A 17,651-nucleotide genomic window follows, 5' to 3' on the forward strand; every position below is an offset into this window, starting at 1 on the left:
AGTTCGAAGGGAGAACGATGACCGACATGAGATATGAAACGAGACGCAGGCGCGGCGGCGGAATATGGCAGATTGCAGTGATGGCCGCTATCGCTGCAGCCATATATATGGGTTATCAGAAATTGCAAGGCGGGGTTAGCGCGGATCAGCTGAATGTAAACGCCGCTTCGGCGATCCTGATCGACGCTACGACAGGAGAAGTGATGTATGCCAAAAACGCCGATACGCCGATGGCGCCCGCGAGCATGTCCAAGATGATGACGGAAATCCTCGTTCTGGACGGCATTCATGGAGGAACGCTCAAATGGCAGGATCCCGTCACGGCAAGCCTTTATGCAGCGCAGGTGCCCGGGGCGAGATTGGGGCTCAATCATGGCGACGTCACAACCGTTCGGGAGCTGTTCGACGCGATGACGATCTATTCGGCAAATGACGCCGCTGTCGCCCTCGCTGAGCATGTCGGAGGTTCGGAAACGGCGTTTGCGGAGCTGATGAACGATCGGGCCGCGCGAATCGGCTTGTCCGAAGAAGCTGTATTTGGCAACGCCTCCGGCCTTAGCCTATCCGATATTTCGCATTTGGAGGGGGCTGCGGCTGAGAGGGATACGCTGCTTACGGCACACGATACCGCAAAACTTGCAGGATATTTGATCGGCAAATATCCGGAGGTGCTTGAGGTGACAAGTCGCCGGAGCGTCAAGGTGCCGACGAAGGGACAGACATTCGCCGCAACGAATTGGATGCTGGAGGATCAGCCTTACGCTTATCCCGGCAATGACGGTCTAAAGACGGGTTATACGCCTGTCGCGGGTTATTGCTTTACAGGGACTGCGAAACGGGATGGCAAGAGGCTCATTTCCGTCGTTATGGGAGCCTCGAGCAAAGAGGAACGATTTACGGAAACGATTGCGTTGTACGATTTGGGCTTCGGTTCTTCGGGTAGAGGAATCCAGGCGGCTAGTGGGAGATAATGGTTGTAAGGTATTTGTCGATCCGAGTCTATCTTTTAAGAGAGGACTCGGATTTTTGTTATTTTGCAGAAAAACATGTTATGTATTCTAACATAAAATGATTTACTTCCTTCCGATTGCACACTATAATTAAGGTAATTTTAGGGTAAGAGGTGATAGCTCGCATGCAACTGACAGACAGGGAGAAGGAGAAACTATTAATATCGATTGCAGCGGATCTGGCCAGACGCCGGCTGAACCGCGGAGTCAAGCTGAATTACCCCGAAAGCGTAGCACTCATAACATCCGAGGTACTGGAAGGAGCGCGGGACGGCATGACGGTCGCGCAGCTTATGAATTACGGCACAAAGGTGCTGCGCAAGGAACAGGTGATGAACGGTATCGCGGAAATGCTTCACGAGGTGCAGGTGGAAGCGACGTTCCCGGATGGAACGAAGCTTGTTACGATTCACCATCCTATAACGGGATAGCCGGGCAGTGGTCGTTCGTTCATAGTAGGGACGGATTGTCGATAAGGGGGTTCGCTGTTGATACCAGGAGAATATAGAACGGCGGAAGGCGACATTGAGCTCAATGCAGGGCGCCGGAAGGCGTCGCTTATTGTCGTGAATAAGGGGGATCGGCCCGTGCAGGTGGGATCCCACTATCATTTTTTTGAATGCAACCGGGCATTGTCGTTTAATCGGGAGGAAGCTTTCGGTATGCGGCTCGATATAGCGGCTGGTACGGCTGTCCGGTTCGAACCGGGCGAAGAGAATCCGGTCGCGCTGGTAGAGCTGGGCGGAGCCAGGTTGTCGTATGGGTTGAACGGACTTAGCGACGGTCCCGCGATCGCAGGCGATATGCCCCGGGAAGTGAAGGAACGGCTTGCCGCATGGGAGGGGAAAAAGCCGTGAGCAGAATGAATCGCAAGAGCTACGCGGCCATGTTCGGCCCTACGACGGGCGATGCCGTTAGATTGGCTGACACAGAACTATGGGCAGTCGTCGAGCGAGACTATACCGTATACGGCGACGAGTGCAAGTTCGGCGGCGGCAAGGTCATTCGCGACGGAATGGGCCAGTCCAGCGGGGCGCTGCGTGATGAAGGCGTGTTGGATACGATTATTACGAATGCGCTCATTATTGATCATTGGGGTATCGTCAAGGCCGATATCGGCCTCAGGGACGGCATGATTGTCGGTATCGGCAAAGGGGGCAATCCCGATATTATGGATGGCGTGGATCCCGGCATGATTGTCGGGGCCAGCACGGAAGTCATCGCAGGCGAAGGCAAAATCATTACGGCCGGCGGGATAGACGCGCATATTCATTTTATATGTCCGCAGCAGATTGAGACGGCGCTTTCGTCGGGAGTGACGACGATGATCGGAGGCGGAACGGGACCCGCGACAGGGACGAATGCCACGACGGTGACGCCGGGCGCTTGGCACATGCGCCGCATGCTGGAGGCGGCGGAGGCGTTCCCGATGAACATCGGGTTCACGGGCAAAGGCAACGCTTCGATGCCTGGGCCTCTCGTGGAACAGATCGAAGCGGGCGCGATCGGTCTCAAGCTTCACGAGGACTGGGGAACGACGCCGGCGGCCATAGAAGCTTGCCTGCAGGCCGCGGACATGTACGATATCCAGGTTGCCATTCATACCGACACGCTGAACGAAGCCGGCTTCGTGGAAGATACGCTGGCTGCGATCGGCGGCAGAACGATTCATACGTATCATACCGAAGGCGCCGGCGGGGGGCATGCGCCCGATATTATCGTTGCCGCCGGTCATCCCAACGTCTTGCCTTCCTCGACCAATCCGACGCGGCCATTTACTATCAATACGATCGAAGAGCATCTGGACATGCTGATGGTATGCCATCATCTCGACAGCAGCATTCCCGAGGATGTAGCGTTCGCGGACTCCCGGATCCGGCCGGAGACGATCGCGGCCGAAGACATTCTGCACGACATGGGCGTCTTCAGCATGATCAGCTCCGACTCGCAGGCGATGGGGCGTGTGGGCGAGGTGGTCATCCGAACGTGGCAGACGGCTCACAAGATGAAGGAACAGCGCGGACCGCTAGCTCCGGATATCGAAGGCGCGGACAACTTCCGGATCAAACGTTATATCGCCAAATACACCATCAATCCAGCCATTACGCACGGCATCTCCCATCTTGTCGGCTCCGTCGAAGTCGGCAAGCTGGCGGATCTCGTCTTCTGGCAGCCGATGTTCTTCGGAGTGAAACCGGATCTGGTGCTCAAGGGCGGCTCGATCGCCTACGCGCAGATGGGGGATCCGAACGCGTCGATCCCGACGCCGCAGCCCGTATTCGGCAGGCCGATGTTCGCGGCCTTCGGCAAAGCGGTTCACGCCAGCTGCGTAACCTTCGTGTCGCAAGCCGCTTACGATCGTGGCATTGCCGGGGAGTTGGGACTCCAGAAGCGGGTGGAGCCGGTGAAAGGCTGCCGGTCCATCGGTAAGAAGGACATGATCCATAATGACGGAACGCCGGAACTTGCCGTGGATCCGGAGACGTATCGGGTTACGGTTGACGGCGAGCATGTGACGTGCGAGCCGGCGACGGTGCTGCCGATGGCTCAGCGATACTTCTTGTTCTAGAGCCGAAGGCTGCGGGAAGGGGAGTTATATGAACGATTCAACTCGTCTGATGGCGATGCAGCAGCTGCTGGATTCAGCACTTCCGATCGGCGGCTTCTCCCATTCCTTCGGTCTGGAGACGCTGGTGCAGAATGGACGGATCCGAACATCCGCCGAGCTGTTCGACTTCGCTTCCGCGATGCTTATGCAAAGCTGGGCAACGAGCGATGTTCTTCTTGTAAAAGCCGTTTATCGAGATGTCTCTGATGGTCAGTGGGATAGGCTCTGGGCTGCGGAGCGAAGGATTCATGCGCAGAGATTGTCCTCCGAGACGCGGAGCGGCATCGAGAAGATGGGGCGCCGGCTCCTGCAGCTTGGGGGAAAGCTGTTTCCCTCCTTCGATTGGACGCCGCTCCATGCGGCTGTGGCAGACGGCCGATGCTGCGGCAGTCATCCGCTCGTCTTCGGGTACGCCTGCTGCCGGCTGGATATTCGCTGCGATGCGGCGATGAGCGGTTTCCTGTACACGAGCATCGTTCATTGCGTCAATAGCGCGCTCAGACTGATGTCGATCGGGCAGACGGAGGGGCAAGTGCTAATCGCGCGCCTGACGCCATTAATCGAAGACGCGCTCGATCTTGCACAAGGTCTCGAACCGGAGGATGCCTACAATAATATGCCTATGGCAGAGCTCGGCATGATGGGACACGAGCGTCTCTACTCCAGATTGTTTATGTCTTGACGGCGGCATTATGTCGGAACGCGAACGTATGCAAGCAACTTTAACCAAGGGGGAATCTGCAATGTGCCAGGGACAAGGACATACGCATGCGCATGGAGGGTGGGAAAGTCCGGAGATCGAACCGGGGAGGCCGATTCGGATCGGAATCGGCGGACCGGTAGGCTCCGGCAAGACGGCGCTGGTGGAAAGACTGACAAGAGAGCTTCACGAGAAATATAGCGTTGCGGTCATTACGAACGATATTTATACCAAGGAAGACGCGCGTATTCTGTTCCACAATGGCGTACTTCCCGAGGACCGGATTATCGGCGTGGAGACGGGCGGCTGTCCGCATACGGCCATTCGCGAGGACGCCTCGATGAATTTCGAAGCGATCGAAGAGCTCGCGCGCAGATTTGATCCGCTGGAGCTGATCTTTATCGAGAGCGGCGGCGACAATTTGGCGGCGGCATTTAGCCCCGAGCTTGTGGACCGGTTCATCTATATTATCGACGTAGCCCAAGGGGAGAAGATTCCGCGCAAAGGCGGTCCCGGCATTATGCGCTCCGATCTGCTGATTATTAACAAAATCGATCTTGCGCCGTATGTCGGGGCAAGCCTCAAAGTGATGGAAGAGGATTCCTTGCGCATGCGCGGCGATCGGCCGTTCGTGTTTTCCAACCTTAGGGGAGAAGACGGATTGAACGAAATCGTTGCATGGCTGGAGCACGAGATCGCCCATGCCCGCGGCCATGATCATTCGCATATCATTCGCATCGACTCCCTCTCTTCCTCCCATTCGCATGGCTGATGCGGCGAAACCTCAAGAGGCGGGGCAACGTTCCGTATTGCGAGCCACCTTCAGGCATAACGGCGCCGGTACGGAGCTGCTAGAGAAGTACCATACGGCGCCGGTCAAAATCGCAAAAGCTTTCCCCGTCCAGAACCAGCTGGCGGTGATCGTCATGGACGTGTCTCCAGGCATGCTGGAGGGAGATGTCTACGAGATGGAGTGGACCGCGGGCTCCCGGACGCACACAATGATAACGAATCAGTCCTTCATGAAGATCCATCCTTGCTACGGAGGCGGCACCGCTTCGCTTACGCAGACCTTTGACCTGGAAGCGGGAGCCGTCATGGAAAACATGCCGGAGCCCGTCATGCTGTACAAGGAGGCGTCATTGCTGAGCGATACAACGATTCGGCTATCCGCCGGCTCCGTCTGGATGGGAGCCGATGTGCTTTGTCCCGGCCGCGGGCTGCGGGGGGAACGTTTCGTCTATCGCGACTACGATAATCGATTGTCTGTCTATCTGGGCGAGGAGTTGATCTTTGCCCAGCGACAATGGATCAACCCTGCGCGGCAGCGGCTGCAAGCGAAGGGGAGCTGGGAGAATGCGACGCATTTGGCGTATTTTTACGTATTCTCGGATGAGGTTGGGGGCGAGCTTGTCAATAAGCTTCAAGCAACCATCGACGGATACGAATCCCCCGCAGCTCATAACGTGACTGCTGCAGCATCCTTGACCTACAAGCATGGCGCTGTCGTGTCCGCCTGCTCTACGGCAGCTTGGCCGCTGCAGGAGCTGATGCGCCTGCTGTGGGACACGACCCGGGACGCTCTCTTCGGGATGCCTCCGCTCAGGCTGCTGCAAGGTTAAAGGAACTCGACTTGCTTTTGTCGTCGAATCCGAAAAAATTCGCAGTTGCATAATGGGATGATAAAAGTTATTATGGAGTCATTAAGTCCGCGATACAAAAAACGGCATCAACCTTCCTTGTAATAAGGTTGATGTATCGTTTTTGGTCAATTAACGGATATTAAAGCTCTGCAATAGATCTTATGAGGAGGAGAAACGAATGTATTATGATGTTGCGATTATCGGAGGAGGACCTGCGGGGCTTAACGCCGCTCTGGTGTTGGGCAGAGCCAGAAGGAACGTCGCGCTTATCGACAACGACAAACCAAGGAACGCCGTGACTCATTCTTCCCACGGCTTTATTACCAGAGACGGCATCAAGCCTGCAGAGTTCAGGCGGATTGCTTACGAAGAGGTGCTCCGTTACCCATCGGTTCAACATTGGAAGGACGAAGCGGTCGATATTAAAAGAACGACGGATGGTTTCGACGTTCGTACGGTTACGGGCGAAACCTTGCAGGCGCGCAGAATCATACTTGCGTTGGGACTTAGAGAGGAGCTTCCCGCGATCGAAGGGGTAAAGGAGTTGTATGGAAAAAGCTTGTTCGTATGTCCGTTCTGCGACGGCTGGGAGCTGAGAGATACTCCGCTTGTCCTACTGTCGGATCTGCCCGCAGCGTTCCATGCGGCCAAGCTGCTGCTGAATTGGAGCAAGGATATCGTTGTCTGCACGAACGGGGGCGACAATCTGTCGGAGGAGCAGCGTCGCGTTCTCGTTTCTCGGGGCATCCGGATCGTGGACACGCCGGTAAGCCGTTTGGAAGGGCATGAAGGTAAGCTGGAGCGTGTTTATTTCGCCGACGGCACGTTTGTCGAGAGGAGCGGCGGCTTTATCGGTCCGGCCCAACTGCCCAATGCGCGGTTCGAGGAGGCGTTAGGCTACGAGATGAATTCGGCGGGAGCCATTCGGACAGACGAGATGGGAAGGACGGCTGCTCCAGGCGTATATGCGGCCGGCGATTCAGCCTACGTTATGCCTTCTCAATTGATTTTGGCCGCAGCTTCGGGGAGCAAGGCTGCCATGGCCGTCATGTCGGATTGGCTGGAAGAAGAATGGCGGGAAGCGTAATCGCGTCGGCTGATCTTAACACTGCGCCAATTCCGCAGAGACATGATCGTTTTTCGACATTCGACACTCCCTTGGAATAATTGCCCGCGAAAACGTTGACGCTATAGGGAGGCCAGTCTATACTGATTTCAAGATGAATACAGGTATAGATCCGGATGGGAGTGGCGTTCGTTGAACGAAAGCAATGGAAGACGTTATGCTCTGATGAAGGAGCTGGACGATATATTCCGCGAGGTGCGGAAGCTCATTATCGCGGAATGGAATCGGCACAACGTGCATGGGCTTAATATGACGCATGGCCGGATGCTCATTATTTTGTCCGAGACGGGAGCGATTCGTTCTTCCGAGCTTGCCGAGAGACTATCCATCACCAACGGAGGCGTGACGGGAATCGCGGACAGACTCATCGATCTCGGGTTCGTAAAGCGCGAACGGAGTGAGCGGGACAGGCGTGCAGTGCAGCTTATGCTGACCGAGCAAGGCAAGGCGGTCGTCGGCGAGATGATGAAAACTCGGGAGCGGGTTATGATGAAGTTGTTCCATAATTTGAGCGAAGAGTCGATGACCGCGGGCATCGAACTGTTTCGACAGATGAGCGTGAACATGGCGGAAGCGCAAGAGTAAGTGGACGCCGAATGTTATCAAATTTAAGTCGGGCAAAATCAAAGCATTTAAACGGTTAGCGCAATAGTACAGGAATGATCGTTTACGTAACCGGCTGCCACTCGCAGCTGGTTTGCTTGTTGTATAGGAAATTATGCGACTCCCAGACTTGTGAACATAAGATTAAAGAATCTAACAGACACCAGCGACGCTATTTGTCCGATTTTTACCTCAAACAAAATCTAACAGACAGGAAAGACGCTATTCGGTCGAAATGGAGCTAATTTGCGCTATGATGATGCCAATAATGTCGTCTATGTCCGTTAGCGAGCGGAAGCTCGGGGTGATTACCCTCTAGGAGTGTGAGTAGAAGATGAATAACAAAGCGGAAAGACTGAAGAAGGTATCCCCCAAGCTGCCTCAGGCGCCTGCGGAAATCGCCCATCGCGTGCCGCCGGGCCAGACGGTGACGGAACGGTTCCCAATCCTGCACGAAGGAGACGTGCCGGAATACGATCTTGCGTCCTGGAAGCTTCGCGTGTTCGGCGAAGTGAAACAGGAGAAGACGTTCTCCTTCGACGAACTCCTCGCTTTGCCGCAGACCAAAGTGCATTGCGACATCCATTGCGTCACACGTTGGTCGAAGCTGGATACGGACTGGGAAGGGATCAAGTTCTCCGAATTGCTGCCGCTGCTGGGAGCGAAGCCGGAAGCCCGCTACGTCATGATCCATGCGGACGAAGATTACGAGACGAATATTCCGCTTGCGGATCTGCTTCGCGAAGACGTTATTCTGGCGCATCGCTTCGACGGCGAGCCGCTGACGGACAAACATGGCTGGCCGATGCGGCTCGTCGTACCTCATCTCTACTTCTGGAAAAGCGCCAAGTGGATTACCGGCATCGAATTTATGAAGGAAGACCGTCCCGGCTTCTGGGAGCAGAACGGCTTCCATAATTATGCCGATCCCTTTAAGGAGGAGCGGTTCTCCAGCGAAGAATTTCACATGCCAGAGGATGAATGGCTGAAGGAGGAGTTTGATTAATATGTATTTGCCGATGTACGAGGCGGTGCAAGCTTTATGAGCAATGATCCGGCGCCAAGCTTCGGCCTGTTCAAGCGCGAATGGATGAACAGCGAGCTGCATCCGCTAGTTTATGCGTACTACTACAAGCAATGGTCGGACTACTCGATGGATTATCATACGCATGACTCCATCGAGATCATGTACGTCATTACTGGCGAGTGCCGAATCGAGACGGATTCGGCGCCCGCGTATTCTTCATCTTCCCACGCGCTTAGAAGAAGCGACTTCATCGTATTGGATGCCAACGTTCCTCACCGACTCATCGTGGACGATCGCGGGCCGTGCCGGATGCTCAACATCGAGTTTACGATGCAGGAGAAAGCTACAAGTCTGCCATCGCTTCGAGCGCTGGCTAACGAGGATCCTCTCGTGGCGGAGCTGACGGAAGAGAAGTCGCCGGTGCTCGTGCTGCGGGACAATGACGAGCTGTATCCGCTGCTCAAAAGTCTTGTGCTGGAGTTGGATGCCGGCGAGCGGAGGCGGGAGATGCGGACGGGGCTGCTGTTCGCTCAGTTGTTCGTAACCTTGGCCCACATTCGCAAGGAATCGCTTAAGGTCGAAGAAAATCCGATCCATCATTATGTGAAAGCGGCCGTTCATTTCATTCATCATAATTACGATCGCGATATACAAGTAAAAGACATCGCCGCTTCCGTCAATCTGCATCCCGGATACTTGCACCGCATTTTTCGGGAAGGCACGGGCGAGACGGTGACCGCTTACCTCAATGAAGTCCGAATGGCCAAAGCGAAAATGCTTCTGGGTCAGACGGATATTCCCGTCGCCGATATTTGCGATTATGTCGGGGTGGGGAGCCGGCCATACTTCCATGCCATGTTCAAAAAACATACCGGCATGACGCCGATCGCTTATCGGAATTCCTTGCAAACCCATAAGTATTCCATCGAATAAGTGACGATTTCTAACACCTCTTCCGCGAGCTCGTCAGGATATTGATAACGGTTTCTTCTTTGTGTTGCTACAATAGGGATGAGAAACACATACCCAGTTGTCAACCATTAGAGAAGGAGTTGATTTTATGTCTTCTTTCAAAATTACATTCATCGGTGCGGGTTCGATCGGATTTACGAGAGGGTTGTTGCGCGACCTGCTGTCGGTGCCGGAGTTCGCGAATACGGAAGTAGCGTTTACGGACATTAACGAACATAACTTGCGCATGGTGACGGAATTATGCCAGCGCGATATCGACGAAAACGGTCTGTCCATCCGAATTCAGGCGACCACGGATCGCCGGGAAGCGCTGCAAGGAGCCAAATACGTGATCTGTACGATTCGCGCCGGCGGTTTGGAGGCATTCGCGACGGATATCGATATCCCGCTAAAGTATGGCGTCGATCAATGTGTCGGAGATACGTTAAGCGCGGGAGGCATCATGTACGGTCAACGCGGCATTGCCGCGATGATGGACATCTGCCGTGATATTCGGGAATGCGCGTCAGAGGACGTACTTCTGCTCAATTACGCCAACCCTATGGCGATGCTGACTTGGGCATGCAACAAGTACGGCGGCGTTCGCACGATCGGCCTGTGCCACGGCGTGCAGGGCGGACACTGGCAAATCGCGACGGCTTTCGGGCTCCAGAAGAAGGAAGTGGATATTATCTGCGCCGGCATTAACCATCAGACCTGGTACATCTCCATCAAGCACAAGGGGGAGGACTTGACCGGCAGGCTGCTGGAAGCATTCGAGAACCACGAGGATTTCAGCCGAACGGAAAAGGTGCGTATCGACATGCTGCGCCGCTTCGGGTACTACAGTACGGAATCCAATGGACATCTAAGCGAGTACGTGCCATGGTATCGGAAACGTCCGGAGGAGATCGGAGATTGGATCGACCTCGGTTCGTGGATCAACGGGGAGACCGGCGGTTACTTGCGAGTAAGCACGGAAGGACGCAACTGGTTCGAGACGGACTTCCCGAACTGGATGAAGGAGCCCGCGTACGAGTACAAAGGCGAGAAACGCGGCGAGGAGCACGGCAGCTACATCATCGAAAGCCTGGAGACGGGGCGGGTGTATCGAGGCCACTTCAACGTCGTCAACAACGGCGTCATCTCCAATCTGCCGGATGACGCCATTATCGAGGCGCCGGGTTACGTGGATCGCAACGGCATCTCCATGCCGCATGTCGGCGAGCTGCCGCTAGGCCCTGCAGCGGTTTGCAACGTAAGCATCTCCGTGCAGCGATTAGCTGTGGAGGCGGCGGTGAGCGGCGACGATCAATTGCTGCGCCAGGCGTTTATGATGGACCCTCTGGTAGGAGCGGTATGCAACCCCAAGGAAATCTGGCAGATGGTCGACGAGATGCTGGTGGCGGGAGAACAGTGGCTGCCGCAATACGGCGATGCCATCCATGCGGCACGAGAGCGGCTGGAGAAGGGACCGCTGCTGCCTACCCGTGATTACAAGGGAGCTGCCCGTCTGAAGGTCAAGACAGTGGAGGAGATGCAGCAGGATCGGGAATCCGCCAATCGCAATGCGGGCGAGTCGGACAAAGGCAAAGATCGGGAAAAGACGGCAACGTCTTCGAATGGCTGATAGATATAATGCCGCTTACATTGCGGCTGCATGAACGCTAAGAGAAAGACCCGGATACGGCATCCGGGTCTTTGCTGCGCCGCCAAAGGACGGCGACAGCCGTTTCGCCTTGGTTGTTATGCATGGCGAATTAAGCTTCGCGAGGCGCGTATTTCAGCTCGATCGGCACAAGTTTGGCGTTTGGGGGACTCCACTTGGGAGGGCCGTATTTTCTCATATATCCGAGCACGTTCAGCGAATCCATTGCCGGCTGTTCTTCATGCATTGTCCGGAACAGCTCCCAGCAAGCGATGACGTCGTTTAAAGCGCGATGGCCGCCGATCAGCGGAATGCCGTAGCGGTCGCACATATCCTTAAGGGTATGCGGGTATACATGTCTTGCTCTGCTGATGGTCAACGTATCGATAAAATCGTTCCGGAACGACCTTCCCGCGATTCTCATCAAGGAATGATGAAGAAAGCTGAGGTCGAACTGGGCGTTATGGGCGATAAGAATATGATCGCCAAGCATCCGGTTCAGGATGCGGAACGCGGTATCCTCGTCCATGCCGCATGCCGTCATGTCGTCCGTAATGCCGGTAAGCTCCGTAATTTTGGGAGACAGCTTGCCGTCGTACTGCACCAGCGTGCTAAACTCTCCAGCGACGACTCCGTTTACGACACGGATCGCCGCCATCTCGATGACGCGGTCGTTTTTGGGGTCGAGCCCGCTCGTCTCGAAGTCGAATACCGTAAAGCTAAGTTGTTGTATTGCTTTTATTGGAATCACCGCCTTCTCGGTACTGAGAACCGAACTTTTTGAACACGTACTTTATGTATTCTACATCAGGCAGGAATTCCCTCCCTCAGGAGCGGATTCCTGCAAGGGAAGCTTTGTGGCGAGCGTAGAATCAGAGTTAGGCGGAATTCTGTTTTTGGATAGAATTGGACTTCCCATCCCGACCCGATATGATAAACTAATCGTATTGGCAACAACAACGGAGATACGTGTTGAGCGACGAGGGGGAACGTCAGATGGCATTGCGGCATTTGTGGCATACGTTGAAAGACATGGCGAAGGGAGAGGGCATACCGCCGGAGAGAAGGCTTGGCAAGGATGCCGTAACCGCTCTGCTGATTCATAGCTGCTTTCAGTTCGGGGCTTCTATGTCGGGTTTATTTTTGAACTTGTATCTGTGGCGGTTGACCCAGGATCTCAAAGTTAATGCGCTGTACAACCTCATTGTGTTCGCGATTACCCCCATTGCTTTTGCGGCGGGCGGCTTGATCGCGAAAAAACGCGATCGGATGGTGACGTATCGAGTCGGCATCGTGATGATCGCGTTGTTTTATTTGATGGTTATTCTGGCGCAGGAGCAAGTCCCGCAATATTACGTCTGGTTCGCATTGTTCAACGGGATCGCTTCGGGTTTCTATTGGACGGGTTATCTCGTTCTTCAATACGATGTGTCGACGGAGGCGAACCGGATTCGGTTTTTGGCGATGAACATGGTCATGTTCAATGGCGCGGGGCTGCTGGGACCGGCGCTTGCGGGATTCGTCATTCAGCGGAACGACGGACTGCAAGGGTATATAACGATCTTTACGATCGCATTTGTCATGTTCGTCATAGCCGCCGTTGTCAGCTTTCGAATCCCCATGGTGGAAACCCATCACAAGGTTTATTATCTAAAATTAATGGGGCTCGTCATGCACCGTAACCGACGCTGGCTGAAGGCGCTGTACAGCTTCTTTATACTGGGCCTGTTCCAGGGGCTGATGCTGTTCTTGCCCAATATTATGTTGTTCCAGGCGGTGGGACGGGAGGACTGGGTCGGATATCTCGGGGTTTTCTTCTCCTCGCTGACTGTCGCTACGGGGTATGTTATCTCGCGCAAGGCGCAGAAGGAGAACGTCAGACAATACGTATTCCTGTCCACGACAGGCGTAGTGGCAGGTTCCGGGCTGCTCCTCTTCGGCGTGGAATTGTGGTCCGTCGTCCTGTTTATGATCCTGTTCTCGATCTGCAATCCGCTTGCTATCAATACGCTAACTTCTTATTACTACAGGCTGATCGGCACGCTTCCGCTCAAAGGACAGCTGCGAATCGAATCCGTCGTTATGCGGGAGTTGTTCCTGAATGTAGGCAGGGTGCTGTCGATCGCGCTGCTGGTGCTGTGGGCCACCGATCTGGAGTCTGCGATTATGCCCGTCATCTTGTTCATCATGGCCGTCCTGCAATATATATTGGTGTTCCTAATCAGGGAAAAAGGGCAGGACATGGAGAAAACGGAGCAATAAAGGAAATTAATCGCGCTTCCGGTATTGGCTCGGAGTAAGACCGGTCAGCCGCTTGAACACCGCGTTAAAGGAATGAATGTCCTTGTAGCCGACAGCTTCGGCAATATGCTGAATCTTGTCGGACGTTCGCAGCAAAAGCTCCGAGCTTCGGCGAACCCGGACGGACTGCCAATATTTGAACCAGCTTTGGCCGGTGTGTTGGTGGAATAACCGCTGCAAGTGTCGCTCGCTGAAGCCGCTTAAGTGAGCGAGATGCGATAAAGTCAGCTCCTGCTCGCAATTATTGCGAAGATAATGCAGAAGATCCTGGAAAGCCGCTTCCTTGGGCAGCGACTGGTCCGTATTCTCGCTCTCCCTCATGGAACGGTGCAGCTCGACCATGAGCTGGAATAGCAGCGCATGCAGCATATCTTCACAGCCTGGCGCACGTGTCGAATACTGCTCGAACATAGACTGGAACAGGCGCTCGAAGCGGTCGTTCCGATCCCGGACGCTGTAATTGCTTAGGAGGCCATCTCTCATTCGCCACAGGAAATCGACTGTCGGCTTCTCCGAGGCAAATGCGATAAGCTTGGGCAACAAGTTGGGGGAGAAAAGGCAATTGATGACAACCAGCTTCTGTCCCGAGGTGGATTTTGGACGGAAGACATGGGAGATGCCGATGGGCAAGTAAAACAGCTCCCCCTTGCGGACCTTCTGCACCGATTCTCCGATATGGTGGAAGCCTTCGCCCTCCACGATATACGCGATTTCGAGAAAATCATGATCATGGAACGGACCAACAAAGTTTTCGTCGTTCCGATTTACATAAATCAGCTCGTCTTGCTTAAAGAAGTAGTTGCCCCGTAACGTTTCTGTCGTTTTTTTCATGAAAACTCCCTCCAACTTCCTGCAAAAAAATGTCCGTTTTACCCATGCATTATGTCCATTATACCTATAATCGAATGTAATTGCTCTCTTATAATAAGAACTATATTACGCGCAGCTCTTAGGAGCCGTTATTATAGGAGGGTTAACGATGATCCAAGTTACAAGTGTCCAATGCGAATACCAGCACAATCCGATCGGCATCGGGGAGAGGCAGCCTCTGCTCAGTTGGAAGCTGGAAGCGACTTCTGGCCAACGCAAAGTCAATCAATCAGCTTACGAGCTCGAAGTCGCATCGGATGCGGGCTTCCACGACATTCTGTGGCAATCCGGCATCATTTACACGGAGCAATCGACCTTCGTCGAAGCGGCAGGTCTAATCTCCGAATCGTGCAAACGTTATTATTGGCGCGTTCGCGTATGGGATGGGGACGGAGTCGTATCGGACTGGTCTCCTGCCGCATTTTGGGAGACGGGCAAGCTTAAGGGAGAGGCGTGGTCGGGCCAGTGGATATCGGCGCCTTTGGCGCAATTGCCAGCGGATGCCGAGCAAGTACCGCTGCTTCGCAAAACATTTACCCTGCGCGGTCAGGTTAAGCAAGCTCGAATCTATGCAACTGCGCTGGGCCTGTACGAACTGGAGCTGAACGGAAAGCGGGTTGGCGATACGTATTTCGCGCCGGGCTGGACGAGCTACAACAATGTGCTGCAGACGCAGACGTACGACGTAACGGATCATTTGACGGCTGGCAACAATGCCATTGGCGCTTGGCTCGGCAACGGTTGGTATAAAGGGAATCTGGCTTGGAGTCATCAGAAGGCGATTTATGGCAATCGGTTGGCGCTTCTAGCGGAGCTTCACGTCCAGTATGAGGATGGCGGCGAAGAGGTTATTGCCACGGATGGAAGCTGGACTTCGGCCCCGGGCCCGATCCGGATGTCGGAAATCTATCATGGGGAAACCTACGATGCTTCGCTGGAACACCCCGGCTGGAGCACGACTGCATTTTCCGAATCGTCCGCTTGGCAGTCTGTTGAGGCGATTTCGCAAACCTACGAAGTGCTGACGCCGCAGATTAACGTGCCGGTACGGAAAAAGGAGACGCTGAAGCCCGTAGAATGGCTGACGACGCCGAGGGGCGAGACCGTTATCGATTTCGGCCAAAACATGGTCGGATGGGTGAAATTCAGCGTACGGGGAACGGCGGGTGACGAGGTATCTTTGAAACATGCCGAAGTGCTTGATGCCGAAGGTAATTTCTATACAGACAATCTGCGATCGGCGAAGCAAAATATCCGTTATACGTTGAAGGGTGAAAGCATCGAAACGTTCGAGCCGAGATTTACGTTCCAGGGATTCCGTTTTGTCAAGCTGGAAGGGGCGGTGTCAGCGTTCGAGCGGGATGCGTTCGAAGCTGTCGTTATCCATTCGGACATGGAGGAGACAGGGAAGTTCTCTTGCTCGAATCCGCTAATTAACCAGCTTCAGAGCAATATTCGTTGGGGGCTGAAGGGGAACTTCGTCGATGTGCCGACGGATTGTCCGCAGCGCGACGAACGTCTGGGCTGGACGGGAGATGCCCAAATGTTTATAGGAACGGCCGTCTACTTGAACAATGTGGCGCCATTTTTCGCGAAGTGGTTAGGCGATCTCGCAGCGGATCAACGAAGCGACGGAGCAGTTCCGTTCGTCGTGCCGCATGTGCTGGCCGACGACTCTTACGGATCGGCGGCATGGGGCGATGCGGCCGTCATTATTCCGTGGACGTTGTATGCCAGCTATGGCGACAAACGTATTTTGGAGCGGCAATATGACAGCATGAAGGGCTGGGTATCGTACGTCGAGGCGCAGGGAGATAATCCTTACCTGTGGAATACGGGCTTCCACTTCGGCGATTGGCTGGGGCTCGACGCCAAGTCCGGCGATTATATCGGAGCGACGGATCGCGATATCATCGCATCGGCCTTCTACGCTTATTCCGTTAAGCTTGTACGGAAGTCGGCGGAGGTGCTTGGCCGGGAAGAGGATGCGGCGCACTATGCGGAGCTGGAGCGTCAAGTCGCGGATGCGTTCCGCAAGGAATTCGTGACGCCGGGCGGACGTCTCTCTTCGTCGACGCAGACGGGACATGTGCTGGCGCTTATGTTCGAGCTGCTCGACGAACCTTCCGAGCGTCGTTCGGCGCTGCGATTGAAGGAACTGCTGGAAGCCAGCAAACATCATCTGACGACGGGTTTCGTAGGCACGCCTTATATCAGCCACGTGCTAAGCAAACATGGCATGCTGGACGAGGCGTATACGCTGCTGCTGCAACAGGACTACCCGTCCTGGCTCTATCCCGTAACAAAAGGAGCAACGACGATCTGGGAGCATTGGGACGGCATCAAGGAGGATGGCAGCTTCTGGAGCGCGGATATGAACTCGTTCAATCACTATGCCTACGGCGCCGTGGGAGACTGGCTCTACCGCACGGTCGCGGGAATACAGCCCGAGGAGTCCGCGCCAGGATACAAGCGCTTCGTCGTCGCGCCGCAGCCGGGAGGCGGACTGACATTCGCCGAGGGCGAGCTGGAGACGATGTACGGCAGAATCCGCTCGGCTTGGAAGCTCGGCGATAACGGCGTCATCGAGCTGGAGGTTACCGTGCCGCCGAATACGAGCGCGGAGATCCGGCTGCCGGGAGCGGCCGGCTCCGACGTCGTCGCGGAGAGCGGACAGCCGCTGGAAAGCTCGGCAGGTTTAACGCTGCTGAAGTCTGGTGATGGCGTAATCGTGGAGGCAGGCTCCGGCACGTACAAGTTTGCGTACGACTTCAACGGCCAGCCGGCTGTTGCGATTAGCTAAGAGTTCAACTTGGCATGAATACCGTGAGCGTAGGAAAGATAGCGAAGATAGAGAAAACAACCGTATAAACCCAAACGTACAACAGCTTCTTCGGATTATGACCGGAGGAGCTGTTTCTTTATAATGCGACATACCAGACTGTGGGTAATAAGCTTCAGCTGTAATGGGAAAGCGCCCATAGGCGTTAGTAACGCTTATGGCTCCAAAAAGTAGGTGAACGAGCAGCTGTAGGCGTTAAAAACGCCGATGGAGCGTAAAGTAACTCAGATTAGTGTCTATAGGCGTTAGTAACGCTTATGGCTTCGAAAAGTAGGCGATCGAGCAACTGTAGGCGTTAAAAAAAGCGTTGCCAAGAGCAGCC

At 54.7% G+C, this 17,651-nt stretch carries 16 protein-coding genes; 14 read left to right on the top strand and 2 right to left on the bottom strand.

Annotated features, from left to right (window positions below):
* Positions 1-26: 26 nt before the first annotated feature.
* From KJW29_RS04020 to melA, 12 genes are all read left to right on the top strand, one after another.
* Positions 27-971, top strand: coding sequence for a D-alanyl-D-alanine carboxypeptidase family protein (locus KJW29_RS04020; protein WP_214628829.1), 945 nt, complete (start codon positions 27-29; stop codon positions 969-971).
* A gap of 164 nt (positions 972-1,135) precedes the next feature.
* Positions 1,136-1,441, top strand: coding sequence for an urease subunit gamma (locus KJW29_RS04025; RefSeq protein WP_087566441.1), 306 nt, complete (start codon positions 1,136-1,138; stop codon positions 1,439-1,441).
* A gap of 57 nt (positions 1,442-1,498) precedes the next feature.
* Positions 1,499-1,867: an urease subunit beta gene (locus tag KJW29_RS04030; protein ID WP_214628830.1), complete on the top strand. Its 369-nt coding sequence runs from the start codon at positions 1,499-1,501 to the stop codon at positions 1,865-1,867.
* A 5-nt stretch (positions 1,868-1,872) separates the two neighbouring features.
* The gene (ureC, locus tag KJW29_RS04035) at positions 1,873-3,579 is read left to right on the top strand and encodes an urease subunit alpha (RefSeq protein ID WP_425517550.1); all 1,707 of its coding nucleotides are present in this window, start codon (positions 1,873-1,875) and stop codon (positions 3,577-3,579) included.
* Positions 3,580-3,607: 28 nt separating this feature from the next.
* Positions 3,608-4,300, top strand: a complete 693-nt coding sequence (locus tag KJW29_RS04040; protein WP_246608568.1) for an urease accessory protein UreF — start codon at positions 3,608-3,610, stop codon at positions 4,298-4,300.
* Positions 4,301-4,361: 61 nt separating this feature from the next.
* Positions 4,362-5,090 carry an urease accessory protein UreG gene (gene ureG, locus KJW29_RS04045; protein ID WP_214628832.1) on the top strand — a complete coding sequence of 243 codons (729 nt, stop codon included), beginning with the start codon at positions 4,362-4,364 and terminating at the stop codon, positions 5,088-5,090.
* On the top strand, positions 5,020-5,940 hold the full coding sequence (locus KJW29_RS04050) for an urease accessory protein UreD (protein WP_246608569.1): 921 nt from the start codon (positions 5,020-5,022) through the stop codon (positions 5,938-5,940). The genes ureG and KJW29_RS04050 overlap by 71 nt, the downstream gene beginning before the upstream one ends.
* Before the next feature lie 199 nt (positions 5,941-6,139).
* Positions 6,140-7,048 carry an NAD(P)/FAD-dependent oxidoreductase gene (locus KJW29_RS04055; protein ID WP_214628833.1) on the top strand — a complete coding sequence of 303 codons (909 nt, stop codon included), beginning with the start codon at positions 6,140-6,142 and terminating at the stop codon, positions 7,046-7,048.
* Between the two features lie 171 nt (positions 7,049-7,219).
* Positions 7,220-7,672, top strand: coding sequence for a MarR family winged helix-turn-helix transcriptional regulator (locus KJW29_RS04060; RefSeq protein WP_087566436.1), 453 nt, complete (start codon positions 7,220-7,222; stop codon positions 7,670-7,672).
* Between the two features lie 352 nt (positions 7,673-8,024).
* Positions 8,025-8,696, top strand: a complete 672-nt coding sequence (locus tag KJW29_RS04065; protein ID WP_214628834.1) for a sulfite oxidase-like oxidoreductase — start codon at positions 8,025-8,027, stop codon at positions 8,694-8,696.
* A 36-nt stretch (positions 8,697-8,732) separates the two neighbouring features.
* Positions 8,733-9,650 (top strand): AraC family transcriptional regulator, encoded by a 918-nt coding sequence (locus tag KJW29_RS04070; protein WP_343222739.1) that lies wholly within the window; start codon positions 8,733-8,735, stop codon positions 9,648-9,650.
* 127 nt (positions 9,651-9,777) lie between these two features.
* Positions 9,778-11,298, top strand: a complete 1,521-nt coding sequence (gene melA / locus KJW29_RS04075; protein WP_214628835.1) for an alpha-glucosidase/alpha-galactosidase — start codon at positions 9,778-9,780, stop codon at positions 11,296-11,298.
* A 130-nt stretch (positions 11,299-11,428) separates the two neighbouring features.
* Here the strand turns inward: melA and KJW29_RS04080 are convergent, their stop codons facing one another.
* Positions 11,429-12,067: a 3'-5' exonuclease gene (locus tag KJW29_RS04080; protein ID WP_246608570.1), complete on the bottom strand. Its 639-nt coding sequence runs from the start codon at positions 12,065-12,067 to the stop codon at positions 11,429-11,431.
* Positions 12,068-12,312: 245 nt separating this feature from the next.
* Here KJW29_RS04080 and KJW29_RS04085 point away from each other — a divergent pair, with 245 nt between their 5' ends.
* Positions 12,313-13,578 carry an MFS transporter gene (locus KJW29_RS04085; RefSeq protein ID WP_214628836.1) on the top strand — a complete coding sequence of 422 codons (1,266 nt, stop codon included), beginning with the start codon at positions 12,313-12,315 and terminating at the stop codon, positions 13,576-13,578.
* Between the two features lie 6 nt (positions 13,579-13,584).
* Here the strand turns inward: KJW29_RS04085 and KJW29_RS04090 are convergent, their stop codons facing one another.
* On the bottom strand, positions 13,585-14,448 hold the full coding sequence (locus KJW29_RS04090; protein WP_214628837.1) for a helix-turn-helix domain-containing protein: 864 nt from the start codon (positions 14,446-14,448) through the stop codon (positions 13,585-13,587).
* A 148-nt stretch (positions 14,449-14,596) separates the two neighbouring features.
* Here KJW29_RS04090 and KJW29_RS04095 point away from each other — a divergent pair, with 148 nt between their 5' ends.
* Positions 14,597-17,290, top strand: coding sequence for a glycoside hydrolase family 78 protein (locus tag KJW29_RS04095; RefSeq protein ID WP_214628838.1), 2,694 nt, complete (start codon positions 14,597-14,599; stop codon positions 17,288-17,290).
* The last annotated feature ends 361 nt before the right edge of the window (positions 17,291-17,651 follow it).

The organism is Paenibacillus agaridevorans, assembly GCF_018604145.1.
Classification (GTDB): domain Bacteria; phylum Bacillota; class Bacilli; order Paenibacillales; family Paenibacillaceae; genus Pristimantibacillus; species Pristimantibacillus agaridevorans.

Excerpts from the sequence above, each read along its gene's own strand:
- KJW29_RS04020 (WP_214628829.1), top strand. The coding sequence starts at position 27 with ATGAGATATGAAACGAGACGCAGGCGCGGCGGCGGAATATGGCAGATT.
- ureG (WP_214628832.1), top strand. The coding sequence starts at position 4,362 with ATGTGCCAGGGACAAGGACATACGCATGCGCATGGAGGGTGGGAAAGT.
- KJW29_RS04070 (WP_343222739.1), top strand. The coding sequence starts at position 8,733 with ATGAGCAATGATCCGGCGCCAAGCTTCGGCCTGTTCAAGCGCGAATGG.
- melA (WP_214628835.1), top strand. The coding sequence starts at position 9,778 with ATGTCTTCTTTCAAAATTACATTCATCGGTGCGGGTTCGATCGGATTT.
- KJW29_RS04090 (WP_214628837.1), bottom strand. The coding sequence starts at position 14,448 with ATGAAAAAAACGACAGAAACGTTACGGGGCAACTACTTCTTTAAGCAA.
- KJW29_RS04025 (WP_087566441.1), top strand. The coding sequence starts at position 1,136 with ATGCAACTGACAGACAGGGAGAAGGAGAAACTATTAATATCGATTGCA.
- KJW29_RS04085 (WP_214628836.1), top strand. The coding sequence starts at position 12,313 with ATGGCATTGCGGCATTTGTGGCATACGTTGAAAGACATGGCGAAGGGA.
- KJW29_RS04040 (WP_246608568.1), top strand. The coding sequence starts at position 3,608 with ATGAACGATTCAACTCGTCTGATGGCGATGCAGCAGCTGCTGGATTCA.
- KJW29_RS04065 (WP_214628834.1), top strand. The coding sequence starts at position 8,025 with ATGAATAACAAAGCGGAAAGACTGAAGAAGGTATCCCCCAAGCTGCCT.
- KJW29_RS04055 (WP_214628833.1), top strand. The coding sequence starts at position 6,140 with ATGTATTATGATGTTGCGATTATCGGAGGAGGACCTGCGGGGCTTAAC.
- ureC (WP_425517550.1), top strand. The coding sequence starts at position 1,873 with ATGAATCGCAAGAGCTACGCGGCCATGTTCGGCCCTACGACGGGCGAT.
- KJW29_RS04050 (WP_246608569.1), top strand. The coding sequence starts at position 5,020 with ATGCCCGCGGCCATGATCATTCGCATATCATTCGCATCGACTCCCTCT.
- KJW29_RS04095 (WP_214628838.1), top strand. The coding sequence starts at position 14,597 with ATGATCCAAGTTACAAGTGTCCAATGCGAATACCAGCACAATCCGATC.